This window comes from Paraburkholderia sp. D15, from assembly GCF_029910215.1.
Lineage (GTDB): Bacteria > Pseudomonadota > Gammaproteobacteria > Burkholderiales > Burkholderiaceae > Paraburkholderia.
The window spans coordinates 2,543,686-2,569,732 of record NZ_CP110395.1 but is presented as its reverse complement, the minus strand read 5'-3'; the positions used below and the strand labels follow the sequence as shown (position 1 = coordinate 2,569,732).

Annotated in this window: 26 protein-coding genes; 15 read left to right on the top strand and 11 right to left on the bottom strand. The window is 65.3% G+C overall.

Annotation, left to right across the window (positions count from 1 at the left end; translation table 11 throughout):
• Positions 1 to 153 precede the first annotated feature (153 nt).
• Both LFL96_RS10975 and LFL96_RS10970 read right to left on the bottom strand, forming a co-directional pair.
• Complete coding sequence (locus LFL96_RS10975; protein ID WP_280995278.1) at positions 154 to 1,437, bottom strand: MFS transporter; 1,284 nt, start codon at positions 1,435 to 1,437, stop codon at positions 154 to 156.
• Positions 1,434 to 2,846 carry a M20 family metallopeptidase gene (locus LFL96_RS10970; protein WP_280995277.1) on the bottom strand — a complete coding sequence of 471 codons (1,413 nt, stop codon included), beginning with the start codon at positions 2,844 to 2,846 and terminating at the stop codon, positions 1,434 to 1,436. The genes LFL96_RS10975 and LFL96_RS10970 overlap by 4 nt, the downstream gene beginning before the upstream one ends.
• Positions 2,847 to 3,016: 170 nt before the next feature.
• On the opposite strand from LFL96_RS10970, the gene LFL96_RS10965 reads away from it, so the two are divergent.
• Positions 3,017 to 3,982: a LysR family transcriptional regulator gene (locus LFL96_RS10965; protein ID WP_280995276.1), complete on the top strand. Its 966-nt coding sequence runs from the start codon at positions 3,017 to 3,019 to the stop codon at positions 3,980 to 3,982.
• Positions 3,983 to 4,272: 290 nt separating this feature from the next.
• A complete protein-coding gene (locus tag LFL96_RS10960; RefSeq protein ID WP_280995275.1) occupies positions 4,273 to 4,695 on the top strand; it encodes a hypothetical protein in 423 nt (140 codons plus the stop codon).
• A 54-nt stretch (positions 4,696 to 4,749) separates the two neighbouring features.
• On the opposite strand, the gene LFL96_RS10955 is transcribed toward LFL96_RS10960, so the two are convergent.
• Both LFL96_RS10955 and nodI read right to left on the bottom strand, forming a co-directional pair.
• Positions 4,750 to 5,589, bottom strand: a complete 840-nt coding sequence (locus LFL96_RS10955) for an ABC transporter permease (RefSeq protein ID WP_281000688.1) — start codon at positions 5,587 to 5,589, stop codon at positions 4,750 to 4,752.
• An 84-nt stretch (positions 5,590 to 5,673) separates the two neighbouring features.
• Entirely contained in the window at positions 5,674 to 6,588 is a 915-nt protein-coding gene (nodI, locus tag LFL96_RS10950) for a nodulation factor ABC transporter ATP-binding protein NodI (RefSeq protein ID WP_280995274.1), read from the bottom strand.
• A gap of 441 nt (positions 6,589 to 7,029) precedes the next feature.
• Between nodI and LFL96_RS10945 the strand changes: the two genes are divergently transcribed.
• Positions 7,030 to 7,494, top strand: a complete 465-nt coding sequence (locus tag LFL96_RS10945; RefSeq protein WP_280995273.1) for a universal stress protein — start codon at positions 7,030 to 7,032, stop codon at positions 7,492 to 7,494.
• Positions 7,495 to 7,517: 23 nt separating this feature from the next.
• Here LFL96_RS10945 and LFL96_RS10940 read toward each other — a convergent pair whose 3' ends face one another.
• The 3 genes from LFL96_RS10940 to lexA all read right to left on the bottom strand — a co-directional run bounded on the left by LFL96_RS10940 (position 7,518) and on the right by lexA (position 9,642).
• A complete protein-coding gene (locus tag LFL96_RS10940) occupies positions 7,518 to 8,183 on the bottom strand; it encodes a DUF2939 domain-containing protein (RefSeq protein ID WP_280995272.1) in 666 nt (221 codons plus the stop codon).
• Between the two features lie 196 nt (positions 8,184 to 8,379).
• Entirely contained in the window at positions 8,380 to 8,724 is a 345-nt protein-coding gene (locus LFL96_RS10935) for a hypothetical protein (protein WP_280995271.1), read from the bottom strand.
• Between the two features lie 267 nt (positions 8,725 to 8,991).
• The gene (gene lexA / locus LFL96_RS10930) at positions 8,992 to 9,642 is read right to left on the bottom strand and encodes a transcriptional repressor LexA (RefSeq protein WP_280995270.1); all 651 of its coding nucleotides are present in this window, start codon (positions 9,640 to 9,642) and stop codon (positions 8,992 to 8,994) included.
• Between the two features lie 324 nt (positions 9,643 to 9,966).
• Between lexA and LFL96_RS10925 the strand changes: the two genes are divergently transcribed.
• The 6 genes from LFL96_RS10925 to LFL96_RS10900 all read left to right on the top strand — a co-directional run bounded on the left by LFL96_RS10925 (position 9,967) and on the right by LFL96_RS10900 (position 16,410).
• Positions 9,967 to 11,007 (top strand): sulfate ABC transporter substrate-binding protein, encoded by a 1,041-nt coding sequence (locus LFL96_RS10925; RefSeq protein ID WP_280995269.1) that lies wholly within the window; start codon positions 9,967 to 9,969, stop codon positions 11,005 to 11,007.
• A gap of 199 nt (positions 11,008 to 11,206) precedes the next feature.
• Positions 11,207 to 12,100: a sulfate ABC transporter permease subunit CysT gene (gene cysT / locus LFL96_RS10920; protein WP_280995268.1), complete on the top strand. Its 894-nt coding sequence runs from the start codon at positions 11,207 to 11,209 to the stop codon at positions 12,098 to 12,100.
• Positions 12,097 to 13,098 (top strand): sulfate ABC transporter permease subunit CysW, encoded by a 1,002-nt coding sequence (gene cysW / locus LFL96_RS10915; RefSeq protein WP_280995267.1) that lies wholly within the window; start codon positions 12,097 to 12,099, stop codon positions 13,096 to 13,098. Before cysT ends, cysW begins: the two co-directional genes overlap by 4 nt.
• On the top strand, positions 13,098 to 14,156 hold the full coding sequence (locus tag LFL96_RS10910; RefSeq protein WP_280995266.1) for a sulfate ABC transporter ATP-binding protein: 1,059 nt from the start codon (positions 13,098 to 13,100) through the stop codon (positions 14,154 to 14,156). Before cysW ends, LFL96_RS10910 begins: the two co-directional genes overlap by 1 nt.
• Before the next feature lie 143 nt (positions 14,157 to 14,299).
• Positions 14,300 to 15,226, top strand: coding sequence for a CysB family HTH-type transcriptional regulator (locus tag LFL96_RS10905; RefSeq protein WP_280995265.1), 927 nt, complete (start codon positions 14,300 to 14,302; stop codon positions 15,224 to 15,226).
• Positions 15,227 to 15,357: 131 nt separating this feature from the next.
• Complete coding sequence (locus tag LFL96_RS10900) at positions 15,358 to 16,410, top strand: asparaginase (protein ID WP_280995264.1); 1,053 nt, start codon at positions 15,358 to 15,360, stop codon at positions 16,408 to 16,410.
• A 183-nt stretch (positions 16,411 to 16,593) separates the two neighbouring features.
• On the opposite strand, the gene LFL96_RS10895 is transcribed toward LFL96_RS10900, so the two are convergent.
• The 4 genes from LFL96_RS10895 to gcl all read right to left on the bottom strand — a co-directional run bounded on the left by LFL96_RS10895 (position 16,594) and on the right by gcl (position 21,326).
• Positions 16,594 to 16,998 (bottom strand): DUF3597 domain-containing protein, encoded by a 405-nt coding sequence (locus tag LFL96_RS10895; RefSeq protein WP_280995263.1) that lies wholly within the window; start codon positions 16,996 to 16,998, stop codon positions 16,594 to 16,596.
• A 562-nt stretch (positions 16,999 to 17,560) separates the two neighbouring features.
• Entirely contained in the window at positions 17,561 to 18,469 is a 909-nt protein-coding gene (locus tag LFL96_RS10890; RefSeq protein ID WP_280995262.1) for a 2-hydroxy-3-oxopropionate reductase, read from the bottom strand.
• An 82-nt stretch (positions 18,470 to 18,551) separates the two neighbouring features.
• Entirely contained in the window at positions 18,552 to 19,361 is an 810-nt protein-coding gene (gene hyi, locus LFL96_RS10885) for a hydroxypyruvate isomerase (RefSeq protein ID WP_280995261.1), read from the bottom strand.
• A gap of 189 nt (positions 19,362 to 19,550) precedes the next feature.
• Positions 19,551 to 21,326: a glyoxylate carboligase gene (gene gcl, locus LFL96_RS10880; RefSeq protein ID WP_280995260.1), complete on the bottom strand. Its 1,776-nt coding sequence runs from the start codon at positions 21,324 to 21,326 to the stop codon at positions 19,551 to 19,553.
• A gap of 171 nt (positions 21,327 to 21,497) precedes the next feature.
• Between gcl and LFL96_RS10875 the strand changes: the two genes are divergently transcribed.
• The 6 genes from LFL96_RS10875 (at position 21,498) to rpsR (ending at position 26,021) form a co-directional block, all read left to right on the top strand.
• A complete protein-coding gene (locus LFL96_RS10875; RefSeq protein WP_280995259.1) occupies positions 21,498 to 22,412 on the top strand; it encodes a LysR family transcriptional regulator in 915 nt (304 codons plus the stop codon).
• A gap of 325 nt (positions 22,413 to 22,737) precedes the next feature.
• The gene (locus LFL96_RS10870) at positions 22,738 to 23,538 is read left to right on the top strand and encodes an RNA polymerase sigma factor (RefSeq protein ID WP_280995258.1); all 801 of its coding nucleotides are present in this window, start codon (positions 22,738 to 22,740) and stop codon (positions 23,536 to 23,538) included.
• Positions 23,528 to 24,838: a zf-HC2 domain-containing protein gene (locus LFL96_RS10865; protein ID WP_280995257.1), complete on the top strand. Its 1,311-nt coding sequence runs from the start codon at positions 23,528 to 23,530 to the stop codon at positions 24,836 to 24,838. The genes LFL96_RS10870 and LFL96_RS10865 overlap by 11 nt, the downstream gene beginning before the upstream one ends.
• 192 nt (positions 24,839 to 25,030) lie before the next feature.
• Positions 25,031 to 25,405, top strand: coding sequence for a 30S ribosomal protein S6 (gene rpsF / locus LFL96_RS10860; protein WP_006048823.1), 375 nt, complete (start codon positions 25,031 to 25,033; stop codon positions 25,403 to 25,405).
• Between the two features lie 38 nt (positions 25,406 to 25,443).
• On the top strand, positions 25,444 to 25,743 hold the full coding sequence (gene priB / locus LFL96_RS10855) for a primosomal replication protein N (protein ID WP_280995256.1): 300 nt from the start codon (positions 25,444 to 25,446) through the stop codon (positions 25,741 to 25,743).
• Positions 25,744 to 25,745: 2 nt separating this feature from the next.
• A complete protein-coding gene (gene rpsR, locus LFL96_RS10850; RefSeq protein WP_280995255.1) occupies positions 25,746 to 26,021 on the top strand; it encodes a 30S ribosomal protein S18 in 276 nt (91 codons plus the stop codon).
• Positions 26,022 to 26,047: the final 26 nt, after the last annotated feature.

Sequence of the window (26,047 nt, the reverse complement as noted above, 5' to 3'; positions counted from 1 at the left end):
CGGTATGTGCCGGTGCCAATGTGCGCAGCGCATGCGCCGGCATGAAGGCAGGTGGGGGGGCGTGGCTATTGATCCGGGACGAAGCGCTTGATCGCACGAGCAATCAAGCGCTGAATCAAGCTTAAAAGTCAGGCCGCAAAACCAGGCGCGAGATCAGCGAATCCTCAGCTTCGTGCGCACCGCATACAGTGCCGCGAGACTCGCCACCGCGCAGACCATCAGATAGATGCCGGGGGCGAGCTTGTTGCCGCTCGCCTCGATCATCCACGTGATCACGAACGGCGCGAAGCCGCCGAACACCGTGACGCCGATGTTATAGCTCACCGATAGACCCGTCGCGCGCGTTTGCGTCGGAAAGATCTCCGACATCAACGCGGGCAGTGCGCCGAAGTAGGTCGCCTTCAACACGCCGATCCAGATCAACGCGAGCAGCATCGTCGTGAACGACGGATGCGCGTTCATATACGCGAACGCCGGATACACGCTCACGAGCATCAGCACCGCCGCCACCGCCATGATGCGCACGCGTCCCAGCGAGTCGGACAGGTGCCCGGCGAACGGCGTCAGCACGGTCAGCACCACGCCGGTCGCGAGCGTCGCGGCGAAACCCGTCGACGCGGGCAGATGCAACTGCTTGATCGCATACGTCGGCATGTACAGGATCATGTAGTTGGCCGCGGTCGACACGATCAGCGAACCGACCGCGATCAGCATGCGCGCCTTCTGCGTGCCGAACAGATCGCGCAGCGGCGTGCGGGCTTTCGGCTCGGCGGCGAACTCGGCACCTTCGTCCACGTAGCGGCGAATATAGAAGCCCACCGGTCCGATCGCGAGACCGAACAGGAACGGCACACGCCAGCCCCATGACTCGAGTTGCGCGTTGCTCAACTGACTCGTCAGCAGCGCGCCGAAACCGGACGCGAGCAGCGTGGCCAGTCCCTGGCTCGCGAACTGCCAGCTCCCCATGAAGCCGCGCCGCTCGGGCGCATGTTCGACCAGAAACGCGGTCGATGCGCCGAATTCCCCGCCCGCCGAAAAACCCTGCACCAGACGCGACAGCATGATGCCCGCAGGCGCCCATAGACCGATCACCGCATACGACGGCATCAGCGCGATGGTCAGCGTGCCGAGCATCATCAGCGCGATCGACAGCAGCAGCGACGCCTTGCGGCCCGCGCGATCCGCGAGCGAGCCGAGCACGAGTCCGCCGAGCGGACGGATCAGATACGAGATGCCGAAGGTGCCGAGCGTGAGCATCAGCGAAATGGCCTCGGTGCGCGCCGGGAAAAACAGCTTCGCGATCGTCACCGCGAAAAATCCATACACGACGAGATCGAACCATTCGAGCGCGTTGCCGATCGACGCCGCGAGAATGATGCGATGGGCTTTCGCGGCCGACGGGCGCGCGGTGCTGGCTTGCAGGGTGGACGTGATCATCGTGATGGGGTCTCGTGACGAAGGTGGAAAGGCGGCGAGTTCTCACCCAGATCCCAGAACAAACCCGCCATGATCTGCAGGCCTTCGCGCACCACCGGCCCGAGCAGATGCTCGTTCGGTGCGTGCTGCGAGCAGGCCGGATACGAATGCGGCACCCAGATGGTCGGCAGGCCGAGCGTGTCGGCGAACACTTCGTTGGGCAGCGTGCCGCCCAGGTTCGGCAGCACCGCAGTCTTCTTGCCGGTGGTCTGTTCGAGCGACGCGACGGCCCACGTCACCCACGGGTCGTCGGGGTCCAGACGCGTGGCCGGCGCGCCGCGTTCGACGTCGATCCGCACCTGCTCGAAACCGTGCGTATCCAGATGCGTGCGCAGATAACGTTCGAGGTTTTCCCAATCGGTGCCGACCACGAAGCGCAACTGGCAATGCGCGAACGCCGTGGCCGGAATCGCATTGACCGGGTTCTCCGGATTGCCGGCCTTGAAGGCGAGCACTTCGAAGCTGTTCCAGCCGAACACGCGTTCGGGCGCGCTCAGACCCGGCTCGCCCCAGTGAACGTCGACGGTGGGGTCGCCCGGACCGCCGCCGACCGCGATGTCGGCCAGCGCGCGCCGCACGGCCTCTGGAATCGGCGGCGGCCGCAAGCCGTCGACGGTGATCACGCCGCGCGCATCGACGAGGCTCGCCAGGGCGTTGGCCAGCACGGTCGCCGGATTGCGCAGCAGGCCGCCCCAGTTACCCGAGTGATGCGCGCTGTCGCGCAGATTCAGCGACAGTTTGAAGTTCACCGAGCCGCGCGAGCCGAGGAACACGGTCGGACGGCGCGCCGCGAGGCGCGGACCGTCGGACGCGATCAACACGTCGGCGGCGAGTTCGTGCGCGTGTGCGCGGCAGATCGCATCGAGCCCCGGCGAGCCGGTTTCCTCGCCCATCTCGATCAGCAGCTTCGCGTTGAAGCCGAGATTGCCGCCGCGCGCGGCCTGCACGCTCGCCAGCGCGGCGAGATTGATGCTGTGCTGGCCCTTGTTGTCGGCGGTGCCGCGGCCGAACCAGCGTTCGCCTTCGACCGTCACGGCCCACGGCGTGAGCGGCGCGCGCCACTGGCTGTCGTAGCCGCGCACCACGTCGCCGTGACCGTAGATCAGCACCGTCGGCAGATGCGCGGCTTCGTGGCGCTCGGCGAGCAGGAACGGCCCGAGGCCGTCCACCGGATTCGCGACGATGCGGGTCGTGAAGCCGAGCGCTTCGGCTTCCGGCGTGATCTCGTCGGTCAGATACGCGAGCAGCGTCGCCGCGCGGTCGCTCTCCTGGCTCTCGGTGCGAAAGCCGACGCGGCGGTTCAGGTTGTCGAGGAACGCGCCGGATTCGAAGTGGCGTGTCGCGTGGTCGATAGCCTCGGTACGGCTCATGAATGTCTCCCTGTTCTTCAGTGCAACGTGCAGTGCGAAAGCGCTGTTCCGCAGCTCGTGACCGATTCTAGGTAGCCGTTTTTTTTGTCACAATGATCGTATTTCGAAGCTTGCGTTGCCGGAAAGGCAAAGCTCAGGCCAGCCTCGAACCGACTTCCGGGAGTGAATCCATGACCCTTTCCCTGCACGGCATCGCGCTGCGTTACTTCGTCGAAGTCGCGCGCACCGGCTCGATCAGCGACGCATCCGCGCGGCTGCATGTGGCTGTCTCGGCCATCAGCCGGCAGATCGCGCGGCTCGAGAGCGAACTGGGCGTCGCGCTGTTCGAGCGGCGTCCGCGCGGCATGGCGCTGTCCGAAGCGGGCGAGCGGCTGCTCGCGTACGCGCAGCGCAGCCTGCTCGAAGCCGCGCATGTGATGAAGGAAATCGGCGGCCTCGAAAGTCTGCACGGCAGCATGATCAAGCTCGCCAGTTCGGAGGGCTTCGCCGCGGACTTCCTGCCCACCGCGATGGCGAGCTTCCGCGATCAATACCCGGGCATCGACTTCACGCTCTCGGTGATGTCGCCGGGCGCCGCGACCCGTTGCGTGCGCGACGGCGATGCCGACCTCGCGCTGACCTTCAGTCTCGCGCCGGAGAAGGGCGTCAAGGTCGAGCACACCGAACGCGCGCCGGTGTATGCGCTGCTGCGCGCCGGGCATCCGCTCGCCACGCGCGCCAGGGTGTCGCTCGCCGATCTGCGCGCGTATCCGCTGGTGCTGCCCGCGCCGGGCACGACGATACGTCAGTTGATCGACATCACCTGCGCGCTGGAGGGCATCCTGCTCGACCCCGATCTGACCTGCAACAACAGCGGCGCGATGTATCGCTATGCGCAGAAGTCCGGCGCGGTCATGTTCACGGGTTTGCTGTCGGTGCGCGACCGCTATGCCGGCGACGGCTTCGTCATGATGCCGCTCACCCATCCGCAGATGCGTCAGCGCAGCATCCAGGTGCAGACGATGGCGGGGCGCGAACTGCCGTCGGCGGTACGCGCGTTTCGCGATCATCTGATCGCGGAGATCGCGCGGCCGAAGCCGGGCGGCGATGGCGCGCCGAAAGCGGCGGGGCATCGGCGGCGGCGCCCCGCGGCCTGACCGGCAAATCTCCGTGTCGGAAAACGAATCACGACCTACACTGTCTTGGACGGGGCGGGCTGATGGGGCGCACCGGGGTGCACCGGGGTCGCAGCGGATCGCGCCGCGCCGCGCGGCGTGCGATGTTGCGGCGCACGACCGGAGCGCGGCCGGGTTCGGAGAGACGGCCGCCCAGGCGTCATGCCAGCAAGCGCAGTGGTAGGATTCAGCCCGAAAAAAACGGAGCGAGAGCGGCGCGCGAACCCCATCGCGCGCTGTCCATCACATAACGATACGACTCAGGACATCGAATGGCGCAGCAAAAAACCAACCCAAAACTCGAACAGGCGCTGACGCGCGGGGATCTGGCGATCCGCCAGGCCAATTCGGCGCGCGCCACGGCGCTGTTGCGCGCACTCGGCAAGATGATCGTCGAAGCCTCGGCGACGATCGGCGTGGAGGCTTTCACGCTGATTCCCGACGGCGACAAGATCTACGATCCCGCCGACGGTCTGTGGCCGCAGGAATTGCAGGTGTCGCTCGACGGTCCCGTCGAGGAAGCCGATCCGGATGAAGTTCGCACGGTGCGTCTGATCGCCGACGATCCGGCGACGATGTTCCGCGTCGAATGGCAGCGCGCGGATGGCAAGATCGGCCGTCAGGACGGCGGCCCGTTCGCGACGGTCGCCTTCATCTCCGACGTCGACATTCCCTGGACCGACGACGAAGACTGAACGAGCGTTGTACGAATGCCGTACGGGCGCTGAGCGAAGCTCACGCGCTCGACGTTATTTCATCATCCTGCGGCGGAACAGCACCGCCGCAATCACGAATCCTCCCACCGCATACGCGGCCAGCACGGCCAGATGCCAGGCCGCGTGCTCGACCGGACGGTCGAGCATGGCCGGCCGGATCAGATCGACCGCATGCGCGAGCGGCAACGCGCCGGTCACCGCGCGCGCCGCGGCCGGCAACTGCGAAGCCGGAAAGAACACGCCGGAGAGCAGCAGCATCGGCGTGAGCACCAGCGTCTGATAGAACATGAAGAAGTCGTACGAGGGCGCGAGCGCCGTCACGATCATCGCGATGCTCGCGAACGCGAGACCGGTGAGCACGATGACCGGCAACGCTAGCAGCATCGACGGAAAACTGGCGTAGCCGAGCGCGCCGGCCACCAGCATGATCGCCGCGCCCGACAGCATCGACTTGCTGCCCGCCCAGATGATTTCGCCCAGCACGATATCGCCGAGCGTGAGCGGCGTATGCATGATCGCTTCCCACGTGCGCTGCACGTGCATGCGCGAGAAGCCCGAATACATCGACTCGAAACTCGCCGACATCATCACGCTCGACGCCACCGTGCCGGCCGCGAGGAAGGCGATGTACGACACGCCGTCCACATGGCCGACCATCAGCCCGAGGCCGAAACCGAGACCGAACAGATAGATCATCGGATCGGCCAGGTTGCCGAACATCGAGGCGATCGCGAGTTTCTTCCACACCAGATAATTGCGCCGCCACACCGCGATCCAGTTGACCGCGTTGGCGGGGAAGGCGCCGAACGGCTGCTGGGCCGACGGTTTGTCGCTGGGGGCGTGGCCCGGGGTGTCGTAGCTGCGTGCGTCCATGTCCATGGCGTGTCTCGTTCGTGCGGCGTGGGCCGAATCGGCCTGAAGGGCGTTTCTCGAAGGTGCCGGCGCGTCGGTCCGGGCTCAGTCCTGCATCTCGCGGCCCGTGAGCCGCAGGAACACGTCCTCCAGATTCGCCGGGCGATGCAGATAGCGCAGGTCGGCGCGCTGCTTCAGACGCGCGTGCACGGGCTGCGCGTCGTTCACATAGCAGAACAGCGTCTCGCCGCTGATCTCGGTACGTTCGACGAGCGGCGCAAGCTCGTCGCGCAACGCCACCGGATCGGGGCCGAAAATCTCGATCACGTCGCAGCCGATCTCCGACGCGATCAGCGCATCCGGCGCGCCCTCGGCGATCTTGCGGCCTTCCTCGATCACGCACAGGCGGTCGCACAGCCGTTCGGCTTCCTCCATGAAATGCGTGGTCAGCAGAATCGTCTTGCCGCGCGCGAGCAGCGAGCGCAGCCGCTCCCAGATCAGATGCCGGGCCTGCGGATCGAGACCGGTGGTCGGTTCGTCCATGATCAGCACGTCGGGATCGTTGACGAGCGCGCGCGCCAGCGTCAGACGCCGCTTCATGCCGCCCGACAGTTCGCTCACGCGCGCATCCGCCTTGCTTTCGAGGCGCGCGAATTCGAGCAGCGACGGCACCATCGCGCGGCATTGCGCGGCGCTCAATCCGAAGTAGCGGCCGAACACCAGCAGGTTCTCGCGCACCGTGAAATCGGGATCGAGGTTGTCGAACTGCGGCACCACGCCCACGCGCGCCCGGGCGACGCGCGCGCGGCCCGGAATCGGTTCGCCGCACAGACGGATGGCACCGGCGTCCGGCGCCGCGATGCCGAGCAGCATGCGCAACGTGGTGGTCTTGCCCGCGCCGTTCGGGCCGAGCAGGCCGAAGCATTCGCCGGCATCGACATGAAACGACAGACCGTCGACGACCGTCTTCTCGCCGTAGCGTTTTTCAACCTGATGAAACTCGATGGCAGCGTCGGACATGGATCGAGGAAAGCTCCGGTAAGAGGTGCGGCTTGCGTGTGACGGATGCCGCCGGCGTGAGGCGATCCGGCGGTCCGGCGGTCCAGCGTTCCGGCTCGCGCGATTGGCATGGACGGCTCGCGTGGCACGAGCGCAACGCATGCCACGAGTGGCCGGTTGGCACGCTCGCCGCGCGTCGCCGCGAAGGCCGCCTATTCTAGGGCATCGCCAGGCTGGCAAAGGGCGTCGTCCCGATGTGCAGCAGGGCTTTCGTGCAGTGCGGCATGGGGTTGCACGGCCGGTTCGCTTTGCTACCTATCACCGCCAATCCCCCTACGCACCGGTTTAGGGCGCGATGGGCGGGTGCGCGTCGCACGGTTAGCGTTTTCCATCCCTTGCAAGCTGAATTGCGGCGCACCATGATTGATTCAGACCGTGCGCTCCGCGCGGAGGGAGAAAATCATGGCGAGCTACCAGAAAATCCTGCTGTGCTACGACGGCTCGCGCGAAGGCCGCAAGGCATTGCGTTGCGGCGCCGATCTGGCGTTGGATCTGAAAGCCGAAACGCATTTGCTGTCCGTGGTGGATATGCGTTCTAGCATCGCGCAAAGCGCGGGCCTGCTGACCGATGTGGCGTGCGGGAGCTTCGAGAAATCCGCTCGCGATATCTTGCAGGAAGGCGTGGACTGGCTCACCGAGCGCGGCGTGAGCGCGCAGGGGCACTTTGCGTTCGGCCATCCGATCGACGAGATCGCGAACCTGGCCAACGAGTTGCACGTCGACCTCGTGGTGGTCGGCCATCGCTGCCGCACCGGCTTGTCGCGATGGTGGATGGGCGCCGGCAACACGCCGCTGCTCGACCGGATTTCGTGCAGCATTCTGGTGGCGTGTTCGTCGTCGGCGGAGCAGGAGCAGGCGGCGGCCTGATCCGGCCGGCCCGCGAGCGGCCATTACTCGTTCAGGTCCACCGCGGCCAGCTTCCACGTGAACAGGCCTTCGCGCGCGAAGATCGCCGAATAACGCGCGTCGCCCGCGCCATGCTGGTACGTGACGACGAACTCGTTGAGGCCGCGATAGCCCGCCGTGGTCTGGGGCGGTTGCGGCGGCGTGGGGGTTGCCGGTGTGCCGGATGGTTGCGTTGACGGTGTTGATGGCGTTGCCGGGGCGGGCGCGGTTGCGCCCGGCGCCGCATCCGATGCGGGCGGCACGGCAGGCGCGGGCGGCCGCTCGCCAGGATTGCCGCGTGGCGGCATGCCGTTGAGCAACGCGGCGACGCCGTCCGGCGTCGCATACGCATCCACGAGCGGACCGATCAGCGCAACGCCGATCATCGCGCCGATGGCGGCAAACGGATTGCCGCTGCCGTGCTGGTCCAGGCGGCGCGTCAACAGGCCGGTCACCTGTTGTTTCAGGCTGTCGCGCAATGCGGGAAAGTCGACGTATTGATTGACGGTCTGCGCGTCGCGCGCATCCGCCGCGCGTTTGAGATTGTTCAACGCGATATACGGCGACGCATAAGCGAACCCGAGCGCGGCAATCACCACGACCACGATCAACGTCACGATCAGCGGGCGGGTGGCGCTGCCTTTCATCGGTGCGTTCGAGCGTCGGTTCATTCGGGTCCTGGTTCGCGGGGTCCTGGTTCGCGGGGGCAATCGCGGGGTGAATCGGATTGAAGCGGGCATCGCGCGGAATTCTCCATCGAATGTGATCTAACGTGGACCACGGCCACGCCAAAACGATCCCTGCGCGACATCCGGCGTTATACCCGATGTGATACCCAGCGTCATATCAAAGCGACAATCCGAACCTTCAGGCTTCGACGGCTGCGCCCTGCACATTCGCTTCTTCGGCGATACACCGGTCGATCATGCGGCACACCGCGTCCACGGTGCCGACCATGATCAGCCGCGATGGACCGTGATAGACGCGCACCGGCGCACGGCGCGCCGGCTCGGCGGTATTCAGGCCCGAGTTCAGCGACACGCGTGCAAACGCCGGCAGCGCGGAGGGCAGGCTCGATGCGCCGTCGGCGGAATCGAACAGCGATGGCGTGCTCGCCGCCGATGCCTCGATCAACGAGCAGGGCACCAGCTTGCGCAGATGACGCAGACGGCCGAACTGACGGAAGGGCAGCAGACGGGCAAGGCGTTCCATGATTCTCTCCAGGCGATGCAACGATGATGCAACGTGAGTGCGGCGGTAACGCCGCTTTAACGCTGGCTTCGAGCGTCGCCCAACGTACGGGCGTGTTTCGACAGACGGCGTGGAAACACGCCGTCACGCAGAAAAGAAACCAACGTGAATGCCTGCGGCTCAATCCCGGACGATTCACGAGCCAGCCGCGAGAGCTAGCTTCGATGACGCGGGGATTCAACCGCTGAGGACCCGCCGCCGAAACACTGACGAACCCTCGACGACCGCTTAAAACTCGCTCGGCCGTATCAGTCCGACGGCGATCCCTTCCAGCGCGAATTCCGCACTGCCGGTCTCGACGAAGATGTTGTCGTAGTCGGGGTTCTCCGCAATCAGCTCGATACCGTTCGGCCGACGCTTCAGACGCTTGACGGTCACATCGTCACCCAGCCGCGCGATGATGATCTGGCCGTCTTTCGCCTCGCTTTTCTTCTGCACCGCGAGCAGGTCGCCGTCGAAGATGCCCGCGTCGCGCATGGACAGCCCGCGCACCTTCAACAGGTAATCGGGCTTGCTCGAGAACAGCGCCGGGTCGCACGCGTAATGCTGCGAGATATGTTCCTGCGCGAGGATCGGGCTACCCGCCGCGACCCGCCCGATCAGCGGCAACGACAACTGCATGATGCTGGCGTGCGGCAGCGTGAACTGATGCGGCGAATCTTCCTGCCCGCTCAGCAGCCGGATGCCACGCGAGGCGCCGGCCGCGAGTTCGATCACACCCTTGCGTGCCAGTGCGCGCAGATGCTCCTCGGCGGAGTTCGCGGAACTGAAGCCGAGTTCGGCGGCGATCTCCGCACGGGTGGGCGGAAAACCGGTGCGTTCGATCGCCCGGCGGATCAGATCGAACACCTGCTGCTGGCGTGCGGTGAGTTTGGTCATGGTCACTGTATGTATGAACAGGTGACTGTATTTTTATACAGTATTCCGCGCAATTCAAGCTTTACTTTAAGTTCGTCCTCCCGGACACCGCCGCGAGGTCGCGATAACGCCGGTAAACGGCGCTTGAACATCCGATTTCGCGTCGCAACGCCTTGTCTGGCTGTCATTACCACTTTTGCGTATTAAAGAATGAGGAAACATTATTTTTAATGATGAAAGCTCTTCGATAGACTGCCCTTCGAGTTGGCGCTCATGTGCACGTGACCGCGACGTAGAACAACACCACACGCTGTTTCAGCGGACCACCACGCGGAGAAAGTTGACATGAATCACCGGAATACGGGGCTGGCAGGCAAGACGAAGAAACTCATCGCGGCACTCGCGCTCGGCGCGGCCGGCGCACTCGGCGCGATGGCGCAGGCACAGGCGGCCGACACGACGCTGTTGAACGTGTCCTACGACCCGACCCGCGAGCTGTACCAGGACGTCAATCAGGCATTCGGCAAGGAATGGAAGGCGAAGACCGGCGAGACGATCACCTTCAAGCAGTCGCACGGCGGCTCCGGCGCGCAGGCGCGCTCGGTGCTCGACGGCCTGCAGGCGGACGTCGTGACGCTGGCGCTGGCGTACGACATCGACGCGCTGGCCAGCAAGGGCCTGCTCGACAAGGGCTGGCAGAAGCGTCTGCCGGACAACGCGTCGCCGTACACGTCGACGATCGTGTTCCTGGTGCGCAAGGGCAACCCGAAGCACATCAAGGATTGGGACGATCTGACCCGGCCGGGCGTGTCGATCGTGACGCCGAATCCGAAGACCTCGGGCGGCGCGCGCTGGAACTACCTCGCGGCCTGGGCGTATGCCGAGCATCAGCCGGGCGGCAACGACCAGAAGGCGAAGGAATTCGTCGGCAAGCTCTACAAGAATGCCGGCGTGCTGGATTCGGGCGCGCGTGGCGCGACCACCAGCTTCGTGCAGCGCGGTATCGGCGACGTGCTGATCGCGTGGGAAAACGAAGCCTTCCTGTCGCTGAAGGAATTCGGTCCGGACAAGTTCGAAATCGTCGTGCCGTCGGTCAGTATCCTGGCCGAGCCGCCGGTGGCCGTGGTGGACAAGGTGGTCGACAAGCATGGCACCCGCAAGGTCGCCGAAGCGTATCTGAACTTCCTGTACAGCGAGGAAGGTCAGGAGATCGCCGCGCGCAACTTCTATCGTCCGCGTTCGAACAAGGTGCCGGCCGAACTGACCGCGAAGTTTCCGAAGCTGAAGCTGTACACCGTCGACGATTCGTTCGGCGGCTGGACCAACGCACAGAAGACGCACTTTGCCGACGGCGGCGTGTTCGATTCGATTTATCAACCGCAGTAAGCGAGCATTGTCCGCCGCCGCGGGCGGTGGGTAACACGCCGGTGCGGTAGCGCAGAAGATCGTGCAGGACCCTCGAGCGCGCCCATGGGCGCGCTTTTTGGCCGCCAGGGCCCGGCGGCCGCCGACCGGCGCGACGCGGTGAAAACCGCGCCGCGCCGGCCAACCGCAACGCAAGCCTCAACCCGAACGAGTAACCAGCATGACGACGTTGACCTTCCGAAAACCGAGCGCGTTGCCCGGTTTTGGCCTGACACTCGGCATCACCGTGGCGTATCTGAGCCTCGTGGTGCTGATCCCGCTGGCGGCGACTTTCCTGAAGACCGCCACGCTCGACTGGGCGCAGTTCGTGCGCGCGGTCACCTCGCCGCGTGTGCTCGCGTCGTATCGCCTGACGTTTTTCTCCGCGCTGGGCGGCGCGTTGATCAACGCGGTATTCGGCTTTCTGGTCGCGTGGGTGCTGGTGCGCTACACGTTCCCGTTCAAACGTATCGTCGATGCGGTGGTCGATCTGCCGTTCGCGCTGCCGACCTCGGTGGCCGGCATTTCGCTCGCTGCCGTCTACGCGGGCAACGGCTGGATCGGACAGTATCTCGAACCGCTCGGCCTGAAGATCGCATTCACGCCGGCCGGCGTGCTGGTCGCGCTGACCTTCATCGGCTTGCCATTCGTGGTGCGCACGGTGCAGCCGGTGCTGGAGGAGTTCGAACGCGAGCAGGAAGAGGCCGCCGCCTGCCTCGGCGCGTCGCGCTGGCTGACCTTTCGCCGCGTGGTGCTGCCGGCGGTGTTTCCCGCCTTGCTGACCGGGTTCGCGCTGGCCTTCGCGCGGGCGCTCGGCGAGTACGGTTCGGTGATCTTCATCGCCGGCAACGTGCCGATGAAGTCCGAAATCACCTCGCTGCTGATCATCACCAAGCTCGAACAATATGACTATGCGGGCGCCACCGCGCTGGCCGTGGTGATGCTGGTCGTGTCGTTCCTGATGCTGCTGTTCATCAATACGTTGCAGTGGTATCTGCAGCGCCGCACCAGCCGCGGCGGCGCGGGTCCGGCGCCGGTCGCAAGCGTCGCGGCGCTCGGCGGAGGTGCGCAATGAGCCGGACGCAGAGTCAACCCCAGACGCAAACTCGAACGGAAAACGCGCCGAACGTCGCGCGCCGTCCCGATCCGGTCACCGAACCGCCGGTGGTGCGCTGGCTGCTGACCGGCATCGCGCTGCTGTTTCTCGCGCTGTTCCTGGTCGTGCCGCTGGTCGCGGTGTTCTATCAGGCGCTCAACAAGGGCCTCGGTTTCTATCTGGAATCGCTTGCCGATCCCGATGCGTTGTCGGCCATCAAACTGACCGTGATCACCGCCGCGATCGCGGTGCCGCTGAATCTCGCGTTCGGTCTCGCGGCGTCGTGGTGCATCGCGAAGTTCGAGTTTCGCGGCAAGGCGTTGCTGACCACGTTGATCGATCTGCCGTTCTCGGTGTCGCCGGTGATCTCCGGCCTGATCTACGTGCTGATGTTCGGCGCGCAAGGCTGGTTCGGTCCATGGTTGCAGGACCATAACGTGCAGATCATCTTCGCGGTGCCGGGCATCGTGCTGGCGACGATCTTCGTCACGTTCCCGTTCGTCGCGCGCGAACTGATTCCGCTGATGCAGGCGCAAGGCAACGACGAGGAAGAAGCCGCGCACGTGCTCGGCGCGTCCGGCTGGCAGATCTTCCGCCGCGTCACGCTGCCGAACGTCAAATGGGGCCTGCTGTACGGCGTGATTCTGTGCAATGCGCGGGCGATGGGCGAGTTCGGCGCGGTGTCGGTGGTCTCCGGCCACATTCGCGGCCAGACCGACACGATGCCGCTGCACGTCGAAATTCTCTACAACGAATACAACTTCTCGGCGGCGTTCGCCGTGGCGTCGGTGCTGGCCTTGCTGGCACTCGTCACGCTCGGTCTGAAGCTGCTCGCCGAGCGCCACATGTCGGCCGAACTGACGGCGCGCGACGTGCCCGCGCATGCGGGTCCGGTCACGCCGCCCGCGGCTTCGTCGCACTCGTTCAAGGCCACGCCTGTCTCGCCGCAACACACGCTCAAGCAAGGAGAGCTGTAATGGGTATCACCGTTCGTAACCTGCAGAAGCGCTTCGGCGATTTCGTCGCGCTCGATAACGTTTCGCTCGATTTTCCGCCGGGCGAACTGGTTGCGCTGCTCGGGCCGTCGGGCTGTGGCAAGACCACCTTGCTGCGCGTGATCGCCGGGCTCGAATACGCGGACGGCGGTCAGGTCGTGCTGCAAGGTCAGGACGTCGCGACGGTCGGCGCGCGCGAACGCGAAGTGGGCTTCGTGTTCCAGCATTACGCACTGTTCCGGCACATGACGGTGTTCGAGAACGTCGCCTTCGGGTTGCGCGTGAAGCCGCGCAAGGAACGGCCGTCGGAAGCGGTGATTCGCGAGAAGGTGCACGAGCTGCTGAAGCTGGTGCAGCTCGACTGGCTCGCGCAGCGCTACCCGTCCGAACTGTCGGGCGGCCAGCGGCAACGTATCGCGCTCGCGCGCGCGTTGGCCGTCGAGCCGAAAGTGCTGCTGCTCGACGAACCGTTCGGCGCGCTCGACGCCAAGGTCCGCAAGGAGCTGCGCAGCTGGCTGCGGCGTCTGCACGACGACCTGCATATCTCGACGATCTTCGTCACGCACGATCAGGAAGAAGCGCTCGAAGTGGCCGACCGTATCGTCGTGCTCAATCGCGGGCATGTGGAGCAGGTCGGCAGTCCGCAGGACGTGTACGACCATCCGCAGACTTCGTTCGTCTACGAGTTTCTCGGCGCCGCCAACCGGCTGCACGGCAATGTCGACGCGAGCGGTTTCGTGGTGGACGGCGCCGCGTTGCCGGTGTCGATCAAGGCCGATTTCAAGGGGCCGGCGTTCGCCTATGTGCGGCCGCACGATCTGCAGTTGTATCCGCAGGCGTCCGGGCATCGCGAGGGGATCGTGGTCGACGTGCGCCGGGTGGTGACGCTCGGCGGCTCGGTGCGGGTCGAACTCGCGGGCCGCGAGGGCAACCTGCTCGAAGCCGAACTGGATCGCGAGACATGGCGCGATCTGCAACTGACGGTGGGCGACGGCGTGACCGCGGTGCCGCGCGCGTTGCGGGTTTTCCCCGCGCAGTGAGCGGTGCGGCGGTGTGGCGAGGGGCGGTGAGCGGTATCTGAAGCGGAGCATCGGCCGGCGCCGCGCCCGGCACCCAAGGCAGCAAAACTCGGTGTTTCAATAAACTCGAATAACTCCACTCTGGCTGAACCGGAGACATACAGATGAACTTCCAGCAATTGCGCTTCGTGCGCGAGGCCGTGCGCCAGAACATGAACCTGACCGAGGTCGCGAACGTGCTGTACACGTCGCAATCGGGCGTGTCGAAACAGATCAAGGATCTGGAGGACGAACTCGGCGTCGATATTTTCATCCGGCGCGGCAAGCGTCTGACGGGGCTCACCGAGCCGGGCAAGGCGGTGCATCAGCTGATCGAGCGCATGCTGCTCGACGCGGAAAATCTGCGCCGCGTCGCGCGTCAGTTCGCCGATCAGGACAGCGGCCACCTCGTCGTCGCGACCACTCACACGCAGGCGCGCTACGCGCTGCCGAAGGTGATCCGTCAATTCACCGAGGTGTTCCCGAAGGTGCATCTGGCGTTGCGCCAGGGCAGCCCGCAACAGATCGCGCAGATGATCATCAACGGCGAGGCGGATATCGGCATCTCGACCGAGGCGCTCGACCGTTTCCCCGACATCGTCACGTTCCCGTGCTATTCGTGGCATCACGTGGTGGTGGTGCCGAAGGATCATCCGCTGGTGGGCCGTCCGAACCTGACGCTCGACGAGATCGCCGAATTTCCGATCGTCACCTACGACCAGGACTTCACGGGCCGCTCGCACATCGACCAGGCATTCGCGAAAGCGGGCGCGCTGCCCGACGTGGTGCTGACCGCGATCGACGCCGACGTGATCAAGACCTACGTCGAACTGGGCATGGGCATCGGCGTGGTGGCGGCGATGGCCTACGACCCGAAGCGCGACAGCGAACTCGTCGCACTCGACACGCAGCATCTGTTCGAGGCGAGCACCACGCGGGTCGGTCTGCGCAAGGGCGCGTTCCTGCGCGCGTACGCGTACCGGCTGATCGAAATGTTCGCGCCGCAGCTGAACGAAGCGGAAATCGCCGCGCAGTTGCGCGAAGCGGTTTAAGGCAAGCGCAGCGCGGGGGCCGCCGTCGTGCGGCTTAACCCGTGCGGCCCGTTCCGCGGCCCGTCCTAAGCGAACGGGCATCCGTTTTTTCACGCATGGCGGCGCGCGGCGCATCGCTTACAATCGCCGCCATGAATACTCCGACCTCCTCTCCAGCCGCGCCTCCGGATCAGGGCGCCGCCTCCACGTCCTCCCCGTTGCCCCGCATTGCGGTGCTGGCCACCGGCGGCACGATCGCCGGCGCCGCGCCGGACGCCACCAACACCTCCGGCTATCAGGCGGGCGTGGTCGGCGTCGAGCAACTGCTGTCCGTCGTGCCGGCCTTGTCGACGGTCGCGCGCATCGCACCCGAGCAGGTCGCCAGCGTCGACAGCAAGGACATGGCGATGTCGCTGTGGACCACGCTCGCGCAACGCGTCAACGCGTTGCTGGCCGCCGACGAGATCGACGGCGTGGTGATCACGCACGGCACCGACACGCTCGAGGAAACCGCCTATCTGCTGCATCTGACGGTCAAGTCGGACAAGCCCGTGGTGCTGACCGCGGCAATGCGCCCGGCCTCGGCGCTGTCGGCCGATGGTCCGCTGAATCTGCTGAACGCGGTGACCGTGGCCGGCCATGCGGCGTCGCGCGGGCAGGGCGTGCTGGTGGCATTCAACAACAGGATTCATAGCGCGCGCGACGTGGTCAAGACGAGCACCTACGCGGTGGACGCGTTCCATTCGCCGGAGATCGGCGCGCTGGGTTGGGTGCAGGACGGCCGCGTCGAATACCAGCGCGCGGTCGTGCGTCCGCATACCCTGGGCACCGGATTCACGATCGGCGCGGCGTGGCAGCACGTCGAAGTGGTCGCGAGTTACGCGGGCGTGTCGCGCATCGCCGTGGATGCGCTGGTTGCCGCGGGCGTGCGCGGCATCGTCGTGGCCGGCACGGGCAATGGCTCGATCCACGCGTCGATGCAGCAGGCGCTCGCCGATGCGGCTTCGCAAGGCATCGCGGTGGTGCGTTCGTCGCGCGTGGGCTCGGGACATGTGATGCGTAACGGCGCGGCCGCCGACGATGCACTCGGTTTCGTCAGCGCCGGTTCGCTGAATCCGTACAAGGCGCGCGTGCTGTTGATGCTGGCGTTGGCCGCGGGTGTCACGGGACCAGCGGCGCTGCAGAAGACCTTCGACACGTACTGAGCGATTCCGCTTCCCGCGCGTCGGCGTGGACGTTCCAATGAAAAACGCGGCGTGCGGATCATCGATCCACACGCCGCGTCGTCGTTTCTACCGTGCCTTAACGGCAACGAGCCCGAGTCGCGCGTACCCGCCTGCAACGGCCGGACGCGCGCAGCGCCTGATACGCGCCTTAGCCCTTAGCCCTTAGCCCGCCAGATCCGGCGGCAGCTTCCCGCCGTTCGCCGCGAGCGCCTGCATCACCTGCTTGTGCAGCCAGATGTTCATGCTGGCCGAGTCGTTGGTGTCGCCGCTGTACTTCAATTCCTGCGCGAGTTGCTTGCGATGCTCGAGACTGCTGTCGACGCCGAGCGCCTTCAGCGTATCGACGATCGACGTGCGCCAGTTGAGCGTCTGACCGCTTTCGCTGACGAACTGATCCATCACCGCCGCGACGTCGACGTCCGCGAGCGGCGCGGGTGCGGGCGCCGCATCGGCCGGCGCGGCGGCTTGCGCCGCGGCCGGGTCCGGCGTCGGCTCGACCGCGGGGGCCGGCTGATCGGGCTTGGCTTTACCGAAGAGCTTGTTGACGATGTCACCGAAGATGCTCATGTCCGAATCCTCTGCTGATGGGTGGGTGGGTGCGGAAACCAGCTCCATCGAGTGTAGGAGAAAAGGGCGGACCGATGTGTCAAATAAGGTCGCGCTTCCGGCATGCGGACGCGGCCAGATGCAAGCAATTGCAAGCGCGCTTGCGCAAGCGGATCGGGGATGTTGGGAACGGCGGAGGTGAGCGGAGAGAAAAAGCGGGGAAAGCGAGCGGCGTGCGCGATGCACCCGCTGCGAGAGATTGGCTGAAAAAGCATAGGCTTCGTTGAAGCATGAAATCCGACAGCCGGACACCCGACGACGACGTCTGACCGACCAAGGCTTCCCCGGCGCCGCCGGGTGCCGCTGCGGACCCCACTTGCCGCTCTCAGCCCAGAGCGGCACGATTTGCCCGTTACGCCTTGCATTGCTGCACGACGCAACGAGCGCCCCACCTGCAACCGTCATGACGTTGCGCCTGCAACCATCATGACGATCGATAAAACCTGTGATGCCGTACTGCCGTGCGGCGCATGACGCGCGCCGCACGCTCCCTGATTGCGTTGTCGCTTCCGGATGAGCCGTCTTACGCGGCCTTGGCTTCGCTACCCGGCGCTTGCGCGACTTCGTAGTTCGCCATGATTTCCAGCGCGCGGACCATCGCCGAGTGATCCCATGCCTTGCCGCCGTTCGCCGCACACACGCTGAACAGTTGCTGTGCGCTGGCGGTGTGGGGCAGGGCGATACCCAGCTTGCGCGCGCCGTCGAGCGCGAGGTTCAGGTCCTTCTGATGCAGTTCGATGCGGAAGCCCGGGTTGAACGTGCGCTTGGTCATGCGTTCGCCGTGCACTTCGAGAATCCGCGACGAAGCGAAACCGCCCATCAGCGCCTTGCGCACGCGTTCCGGATCGGCGCCCGAGCGCGATGCGAACAGCAGCGCTTCGGCGACCGCTTCGATATTTAGCGCGACGATGATCTGGTTCGCGACCTTGCAGGTCTGACCCGCACCGTTGTCGCCGATCAGCGAGATGTTCTTGCCCATCAGTTCGAACAGCGGCTTGGCCAGGTTGAACGACTTTTCCGGGCCGCCGACCATGATCGTCAGCGATGCTTCGCGCGCGCCGACTTCGCCGCCGGAGACCGGTGCGTCCAGGTAGTCCGCGCCCAGCGCGTTGATCTTCTTCGCGAATTCCTGCGTGTCGAGCGGCGAGATCGAGCTCATGTCGATCACCAGCTTGCCTTGCGACAGGCCGGCGGCGACGCCGTCGTCGGCGAACAGCACGTTGGCGACGTCAGGCGTGTCCGGCACCATGATGATGACGATGTCGGCGGCTTGCGCGACGGCCGTCGAATTGGCCACCACGGTCGTCGTTTTGGACAGATCTTCCGGCACCGGATACGCACCGTTCACGAACAGCGAGTGGCCGCCCTTGATGAGGTTGCGCGCCATGTGCGCGCCCATGATGCCGAGGCCGATAAAACCGATCTTTGCCATGTGTCTGAATCTCCAGTGTTGTTTGGGGTGTGAATCCGATGCGCCGCGCGCGGCCCGCACGACGGACCGCTTGCGGCGACGCTCAGGCTGCGGCGTGGGCTGCGCCGCGGGTTTGCCCGGCCACGCTCTGCACCCAGCCGAGACCGGCCGTGGTGGTGGTGCGCGGCTTGTATTCGCAACCGACGTAACCGTCGTAACCGAGCGAATCGAGCAGGTCGAACAGGAACGGGTAGTTGATCTCGCCGGTGCCCGGTTCGTTACGGCCCGGGTTGTCGGCCAGCTGGATGTGCGCGATGCGCGGCAGGTTCTTCTTGATGGTCGCCGCGAGTTCGCCTTCCATCCGTTGCATGTGATAGATGTCGTATTGCAGGAACAGGTTGTCGGAGCCGACCGCGTCGATCACGTCGAGGCCTTCCTTCGAACGGTTCAGCGCGAAGCCCGGAATGTCGTACGAGTTGCACGGCTCGACCAGCAGCTTGATGCCGGCCTTCTTCAGTTCGCCGGCCGCAAAGCGCAGGTTTTCGACGATGGTCGTGCGCGCCTTGTCCGCATCGACGCCTGCCGTCGGAATACCGACGAGACAGTTCAGTTGCGGCACCTTCAATGCGCTCGCGTATTCGATCGCGCGGCCCACGCCTTCCTGGAATTCGCCGACGCGATCCGGCAGGCACGCGATACCGCGTTCGCCCGCTTCCCAGTTGCCCGCGGGCAGGTTATGCAGCACCAGCTTCAGGCGGTTCTGCTGCAGACGTTCGCTCAGTTCGGCGATCTGGAACGGATACGGAAACAGAAATTCGACGGCATGAAAGCCCGCGTCCGCCGCGGCCGCGAAGCGGTCGAGGAACGGGACTTCGTTGAACAGCATCGTGAGATTCGCTGCAAATTTCGGCATGGTGCGTGTTTCTCTCTGGTCGGTCAGTGGAATAACCCGGTCTCGCTCGCCGCGAGGAGAGGCGGGCGGCGCGTCGCGGTCAATTGCCGCGTCGCCCGCTCTTCCTCGCGCGGCGTCGTCCGGTCAGAACGTCGGTACTGCATTTGCGGTTCAGCTACGTCTAAGCGACTTCAGTCCAGCAAAGCGACTTCAGTCCAGCATGCTGATCGCGGTCGGCGCGTCCTGGCGATTGGCCGCCAGATCTTCGAACTCGTTGATCGCGTCGATTTCGGTGCCCATCGAAATGTTGGTCACACGTTCGAGGATCACTTCGACGATCACCGGCACGCTGAACTCGGAGAGCATCGCCTGCGCTTTTTCCAGCGCCGGCTTCAGTTCTTCCGGCTTGAACACGCGGATCGCCTTGCAACCCAGGCCTTCGGCGACCGCGACGTGGTCCACGCCGTAGCCGTTCGTTTCCGGCGAGTTGATGTTCTCGAAACCGAGCTGCACGCAGAAGTCCATGTCGAACGCGCGCTGTGCCTGACGGATCAGACCGAGGTACGAGTTGTTCACCACCACGTGCACGTACGGCAGCTTGAATTGCGCGCCCGCGGCCAGTTCCTCGATCATGAACTGGAAGTCGTAGTCGCCCGAGAGCGCCACGATCGGACGTTGCGGGTCAGCCGCACGCACGCCCAGCGCTGCCGGAATCGTCCAGCCGAGCGGGCCTGCCTGGCCGCAGTTGATCCAGTTGCGCGCCTTGTAGACGTGCAGGAATTGCGCGCCGGCGATCTGCGACAGACCGATCGTGCTGACGTAGCACGTATCGCGGCCGAACACCTGGTTCATTTCTTCGTACACGCGCTGCGGCTTCATCGGCACGTTGTCGAAGTGCGTCTTGCGTTGCAGCGTGCGCTTGCGTTCCTGGCAGTCGGCGACCCATGCGCTGCGGTCCTTCAGCTTGCCGGCGGCCTTCCATTCGCGCGCCACTTCGACGAACAGTTCGAGTGCAGCCTTGGCGTCCGACACGATGCCCAGATCCGGACCGAACACGCGGCCGATCTGCGTCGGCTCGATGTCCACGTGCACGAACTTGCGGCCCTTCGTGTACACCTCGACGCTACCCGTGTGACGGTTCGCCCAGCGATTGCCGATGCCGAGCACGAAGTCCGAGGCGAGCATCGTCGCGTTGCCGTAGCGGTGCGAGGTTTGCAGACCGACCATGCCGGCCATCAGCGGATGGTCGTCGGGAATCGCGCCCCACGACATCAGCGTCGGGATCACCGGCACGCCGACGGTTTCGGCGAACTCGACCAGCAGGTCTTCCGCGGCTGCGTTCAGCACGCCGCCACCCGAGACGATCAACGGCTTTTCAGCGTCGTTCAGGAACGTCAGCGCTGCTTCGATCTGCTTGCGCGTCGCTTTCGGCTTGTAGACCGGCAGCGGTTCGTACGTGTCGATGTCGAATTCGATTTCGGCGAGCTGCACGTCGATCGGCAGGTCGACCAGCACCGGACCCGGACGGCCCGAGCGCATCAGGTGGAAAGCCTGCTGGAACACGCGCGGCACCAGAGCCGGCTCACGCACGGTCACGGCCCACTTGGTGACCGGCTTGGCGATCGATTCGATATCGACGGCCTGGAAGTCTTCCTTGTAGAGACGGGCGCGCGGCGCCTGACCCGTGATAGCCAGAATAGGAATCGAGTCGGCCTGAGCGGAGTACAAACCGGTGATCATGTCGGTGCCGGCGGGGCCCGACGTGCCGATACACACGCCGATGTTGCCCGGCTGCGCACGCGTATAGCCTTCGGCCATGTGCGATGCGCCTTCGACGTGACGCGCCAGCACGTGGCTGATGTTGCCTGCCTTGCGCATGGCCGAGTAGAACGGGTTGATCGCTGCGCCCGGAACGCCGAACGCGGTGTCGATACCTTCTTTTTCGAGCACCAGCACGGCTGCGTCGACGGCTCTCATCTTGGCCATGAATGTCTCCTGAATGTCTGGAAAATGGCGAACTAAGGGTGTTGGTTGCACTTTAGGCGCACCTTAAAGGTTTGATAAGATCAGTCCGGGTCGCTTATTTCGAAACAAAAAGTATGGGATGAGGGCGGGCGGCGGTTGCCGGACGCCGGACTTCCCAGGCAGGGGACAGCAATGGATCGCTTCAAACAGATCGAAACCTTCGTGCGCGTCGCGGATGCGGGCAGCCTCGCGGCCGCCGCGCTGGAGGAGGGCGTGTCGCCGGTGATCCTTGGGCGGCGCATCGATGCGCTGGAGAAGCGCCTCGGCGTCAAGCTGATGTACCGCTCCACGCGCCGGCTGGTGGTGAGCGAGGACGGCGCGGCGTTTCTCGAACGCTGCCGCGGCCTGCTGACGGAATGGGACCAGGCGGAAAACGAACTGAGCGCCGGACGGCGCGCGGTGAACGGCCACCTGATCGTATCGGCGCCCGCGGCATTCGGCCGCAAGCACGTCGCGCCGCTCGCGCCGGCGTTTCTCGCCGACAAACCGGAATTGCAGGTGTCGTTCAATCTGACCGATCGCGTGGTCGATCTGGTGCGCGAGGGTTACGACCTGTCGATCCGCATCGGCGGGGCGGTCGATCCGAACTTCGTCGCCGTGAAGCTGGCGTCGAACCGGCGCGTCGTGTGCGGCACGCCCGAGTACTTCCGCCGCCACGGCAAACCGAAGACGCTCGAGGATCTGCCGCAGCACAACTGTCTCGCGTTCAATCTGCAAGGCGGCCAGAACCGGGGCTGGTATTTCCGCCGCAACGGCAAGCTGGCGACGGTGCGGGTGGGCGGCACGCTCGACTGCAACGACGGCGAACTGCTGCATCGCTGGGTGTCCGAAGGGCTCGGGCTCGGCTGGCGGTCCACCTGGGAGATCCAGCAGCAACTCGCGCGCGGCGAGCTGGAAACCGTCCTCGACGAATTCGCGCTGCCGGATTACGACATCCTGGCGGTCTATCCGCAGCAGCGCTATGTGCCGGCCAAGGTGCGGTACTTCATCGATTATCTGAAAGAGGTGTACGCGAGCGAGGATTACTGGAATCGGGCGGCGTATTAGTGGGAAGGGCGGGATTGGCGAGAATGGCGGGATTAGCGGGCGAGGGTGGCGTTAGTACGTTAACGCGTGGGGGCTTTGCGCGGCGGGCTGGCTTGTGCGGCCGACGTCAGATCCGGCCGGTTCGGCGCGCGGCGCGCCGGGACTGTGCGCGAGGACTCGAGGGCATTTGGGGCCGCCGCCGCCAACCGATCGATACGAAAACCATACTGAATTAGCGGTATCGATCCCGGCACGGGAATAAACTCGCCCCATCGCCGGTTATGTGGGTATGAACGCTTCACGACACGCTTCCTGCCGCACAGCCGCAATGCCCTGGAGGGCCGAGGTGGTCCAAACCGATTCAGATGCTCCGCGCGCGCAAGACGGCGCCGGCCGCGCCGCCAATGCCGGTGATGCCGCCGACGCCGCTGCCGGCACTGCCGCCGACGCCGCCCGCAGCCGCCGTTTCCAGCAACTCGCGCTGCCGCATCTGGACGCGGCGTACAACCTCGCGCGCTGGCTGTGCGGCAATGCCAGCGACGCCGACGACATCGTCCAGGAAGCCTTCATGCGGGCCTTCCGCTTCTTCGACACCTTTCGCGGCGACACCGCGCGGCCGTGGCTGCTCGCGATCGTGCGCCGCACCTGGTACACGGAGTGGCGACGGCGCGCGGCGTCGCACGAAACGGTGGAGTTCGACGACACGATGGACGACAGCGCGTTCGATGGCTGGAGCGTCGGCGGCGCCGATCCCCAGACGCTGCTGATCCGCGACGAGGATACGAAACTCGTGCACGAGGCGCTGGCGCTGTTGCCGGTCGAATATCGGGAGGTGCTGATCCTGCGCGAACTGGAAGAAATGGGTTATCGCGAAATCGCGCTGGTGGCCGATGTGCCGATCGGCACGGTGATGTCACGACTCGCGCGCGGCCGGCGCAAGCTCGCCGCGCTGCTGACGGCGAAGTCAGGCGCTGGGGCTGGTGCTGGTGTCGGTGTCGGCGCTTGTACTGATGCTGGTGCCGGCGGCGCCGACCTCGGCAAGGCTGGCTCGGCGACCGTTACGCCGCTGCGGGCCGCCGCGAATGGACGACCCAATCACAATCCCGGCCAGGCCGGTCACGCCCAGGAGACGCCAGATGGACTGTAAAGAAGCGCGGCCGCTCCTCGACGCGAACGCCGACCACGAATTGCCCGCGCCGGATGCCCGGCGCGTCCAGCAGCATATCGAGAGCTGCGAAGCCTGCCGGATCGAAAGCGAAAGTCTTGCTGTGCTGCGTGGCGCTTTGCGGGCGGCGCCGTATCATCGCGCGCCGCAAGCGCTGCGGGCGCGGATTCTGGCGGGATTGCCGGCGCTGGAGGTGGCTGACGCGCCGTTGATGTCGCGTGCGGCAGAAGGTGTCGCGAGCGATGTGCCGCGTGCCGTGGTGGATGGAGGGCGGATTGCCGCGGGTGTGTCCGGTGGCGTTGGTGGTGGCTTGGGAGCCTCGGGCGAGGACGCGGCCGATAGACCGTCGGCGGACGCCGAACCGCGACGTGGCACGCCCGAACCTGACCTGGCCGGTGCCGCAGGGTCGGAGGTTACGGCGCAGCGGCCGAAGCGGAGCCCCGGCTGGTTCGGCGGTTGGCTGAATGGCTGGCGGGAAGGCGGGGGGCGCGCCGCGTCGGGCGGCTCTGGTGGTGGCGGCCGGGGTGGTTTGAGTGGCGTGGGCGGTCTCGGCGGCGGACGAAGCAGCGGACGAAGCAGCGGACGAAACGGCGGACGAAACGGCGGTTTTAGCGGTCAACGTTCCCCATCCGGCGGCTTCGGCGGCCCCACCGGCATGGGCGCGCCGGCCCGGCTGATCGCACCGGGCTGGCTAGCGACGCTCGTCATCGCGCTCTGCGCGGCCGCGGCGGTGGTCACACTGAATCTGCACCGCACGGCCGATGTCTCGCCGTTCACCGACGAACTGGTGGAAAGCCACGTCCGCGCGCAGGTGTCGGGCCGCGACATCGACGTGATTTCCACCGACAAGCACACCGTCAAGCCCTGGTTCAACGGCCGGCTCGATTATTCGCCGCCGGTCGAGGATCTCGCGGCGAACGGTTTTCCGCTGGAAGGCGGCCGGCTCGACTATCTGGCGCATCAGCGGGTCGCCGTGCTGGTGTACCACTACCGCAAGCACGTGATCGACGTGTACGTGTTCCCGCAGGCCGCCGCCGGCACGGCCCGCGACACGACGGGCGGCCAGTCGGGCGAGGGCGGGTTGCCGGGCGCGCTCCAGGGTGCGCTATCGAGCACGGCGCGGACGACTTTCGAGCGCGAAGGCTATTCGATCGCGCAGTGGAACGCGGCGGGCATGACCTGGTGGGCGATCACGGACGCCGCGCCGGATGCGCTCACCGGCCTCGAAACGGCGCTCAAGGCGCGTCTCGCGGCGGGCGCCGAGCGCACGGAGGGGAGCTGAAAGGCGTCGCCGCGTTCGCCGCGATGCCTGCGCTCGCCTCTAAACCTTTGAAAACATTCCCGATTCGGGTTGCTGGCCGGCTGTGTATCTTGCAACCCGGCCCCATTCGGGTTATAGTCGTGGGCTTCTCACTTGCCACACCGGTTCCGACGCCCGGGTGGCTTTAATCCATAAGTCAGCATAGGAGTGAATATGCGTCATTACGAAATCGTATTTATCGTGCACCCGGATCAAAGCGAGCAAGTGCCCGCAATGATCGAGCGTTACAAGTCCACGATCACCTCGCACGGTGGCCAGATCCACCGTATCGAAGACTGGGGCCGTCGCCAACTGGCCTACATGATCGAGAAACTCGCTAAGGCTCACTACGTCTGCATGAACATCGAATGCGACCAGACCACGCTCGACGAGCTGGAACACGCATTCAAGTTCAACGACGCCGTTCTGCGTCACCTGATCGTCAAGATGAAGAAGGCCGAAACCGGCCCGTCGCCGATGATGAAGGAAGTGCAGCGCGAAGAAGCCAAGAAGTCGGCTGCTACGCAACCGTCCGAAGCGCAGGCTTAAGACACACTATTTAAGCTACCAGATCAAGCGTCGCACTCGTGAACCGGTTGCAACTCACGGCCAGCGTCGTCGAACGCGAACCGGTGCGGTATACCCCCGCCGGCGTTCCGATTGCAGGCTGCACGTTGCACCACCGCACGGAAGTCGTCGAAGCCGGCATTGCCCGGCAAGTCGAACTGACCATGCAGGCGGTCGCGGCAGGCGAGGCGAGCGGTAGGCTGGAAAGCTGCCCGATGGGCGTGGAAACGCTCTTCACCGGCTTCCTGGCGAAAAAACACCGCAACGCAAGAACTCTGGTATTTCACATCACAGCATTGCAGGACATTGGAAAGGACTGAACATGCCCCGCCCGACTGGTAAGAAATTCGACAAGCGTCGTCAGCAACAAAATCCGCTCTTCAAGCGCAAGAAGTTCTGCCGTTTCACGGCCGCTGGCGTCGATTACATCGACTACAAGGACCTCGACACGCTGAAGGACTTCATCGGCGAAAACGGCAAGATCACGCCGGCGCGTCTCACGGGTACGAAGTCGCACTATCAACGCCAGCTGGACACGGCAATCAAGCGCGCACGTTTCCTCGCGCTGGTGCCGTACACCGACCAGCACAAGGCCTAACCCGACGACGCGATAAGGAGCATCCG

Excerpts from the sequence above, each read along its gene's own strand:
- LFL96_RS10955 (WP_281000688.1), bottom strand. The coding sequence starts at position 5,589 with ATGGACGCACGCAGCTACGACACCCCGGGCCACGCCCCCAGCGACAAA.
- LFL96_RS10975 (WP_280995278.1), bottom strand. The coding sequence starts at position 1,437 with ATGATCACGTCCACCCTGCAAGCCAGCACCGCGCGCCCGTCGGCCGCG.
- LFL96_RS10925 (WP_280995269.1), top strand. The coding sequence starts at position 9,967 with ATGAATCACCGGAATACGGGGCTGGCAGGCAAGACGAAGAAACTCATC.
- LFL96_RS10875 (WP_280995259.1), top strand. The coding sequence starts at position 21,498 with ATGGATCGCTTCAAACAGATCGAAACCTTCGTGCGCGTCGCGGATGCG.
- LFL96_RS10970 (WP_280995277.1), bottom strand. The coding sequence starts at position 2,846 with ATGAGCCGTACCGAGGCTATCGACCACGCGACACGCCACTTCGAATCC.
- LFL96_RS10935 (WP_280995271.1), bottom strand. The coding sequence starts at position 8,724 with ATGGAACGCCTTGCCCGTCTGCTGCCCTTCCGTCAGTTCGGCCGTCTG.
- LFL96_RS10945 (WP_280995273.1), top strand. The coding sequence starts at position 7,030 with ATGGCGAGCTACCAGAAAATCCTGCTGTGCTACGACGGCTCGCGCGAA.
- LFL96_RS10890 (WP_280995262.1), bottom strand. The coding sequence starts at position 18,469 with ATGGCAAAGATCGGTTTTATCGGCCTCGGCATCATGGGCGCGCACATG.
- rpsF (WP_006048823.1), top strand. The coding sequence starts at position 25,031 with ATGCGTCATTACGAAATCGTATTTATCGTGCACCCGGATCAAAGCGAG.
- gcl (WP_280995260.1), bottom strand. The coding sequence starts at position 21,326 with ATGGCCAAGATGAGAGCCGTCGACGCAGCCGTGCTGGTGCTCGAAAAA.
- lexA (WP_280995270.1), bottom strand. The coding sequence starts at position 9,642 with ATGACCAAACTCACCGCACGCCAGCAGCAGGTGTTCGATCTGATCCGC.
- hyi (WP_280995261.1), bottom strand. The coding sequence starts at position 19,361 with ATGCCGAAATTTGCAGCGAATCTCACGATGCTGTTCAACGAAGTCCCG.
- LFL96_RS10865 (WP_280995257.1), top strand. The coding sequence starts at position 23,528 with ATGGACTGTAAAGAAGCGCGGCCGCTCCTCGACGCGAACGCCGACCAC.
- LFL96_RS10905 (WP_280995265.1), top strand. The coding sequence starts at position 14,300 with ATGAACTTCCAGCAATTGCGCTTCGTGCGCGAGGCCGTGCGCCAGAAC.
- LFL96_RS10895 (WP_280995263.1), bottom strand. The coding sequence starts at position 16,998 with ATGAGCATCTTCGGTGACATCGTCAACAAGCTCTTCGGTAAAGCCAAG.
- LFL96_RS10900 (WP_280995264.1), top strand. The coding sequence starts at position 15,358 with ATGAATACTCCGACCTCCTCTCCAGCCGCGCCTCCGGATCAGGGCGCC.
- cysT (WP_280995268.1), top strand. The coding sequence starts at position 11,207 with ATGACGACGTTGACCTTCCGAAAACCGAGCGCGTTGCCCGGTTTTGGC.
- cysW (WP_280995267.1), top strand. The coding sequence starts at position 12,097 with ATGAGCCGGACGCAGAGTCAACCCCAGACGCAAACTCGAACGGAAAAC.
- LFL96_RS10965 (WP_280995276.1), top strand. The coding sequence starts at position 3,017 with ATGACCCTTTCCCTGCACGGCATCGCGCTGCGTTACTTCGTCGAAGTC.
- nodI (WP_280995274.1), bottom strand. The coding sequence starts at position 6,588 with ATGTCCGACGCTGCCATCGAGTTTCATCAGGTTGAAAAACGCTACGGC.
- LFL96_RS10910 (WP_280995266.1), top strand. The coding sequence starts at position 13,098 with ATGGGTATCACCGTTCGTAACCTGCAGAAGCGCTTCGGCGATTTCGTC.
- rpsR (WP_280995255.1), top strand. The coding sequence starts at position 25,746 with ATGCCCCGCCCGACTGGTAAGAAATTCGACAAGCGTCGTCAGCAACAA.
- LFL96_RS10940 (WP_280995272.1), bottom strand. The coding sequence starts at position 8,183 with ATGAACCGACGCTCGAACGCACCGATGAAAGGCAGCGCCACCCGCCCG.
- LFL96_RS10960 (WP_280995275.1), top strand. The coding sequence starts at position 4,273 with ATGGCGCAGCAAAAAACCAACCCAAAACTCGAACAGGCGCTGACGCGC.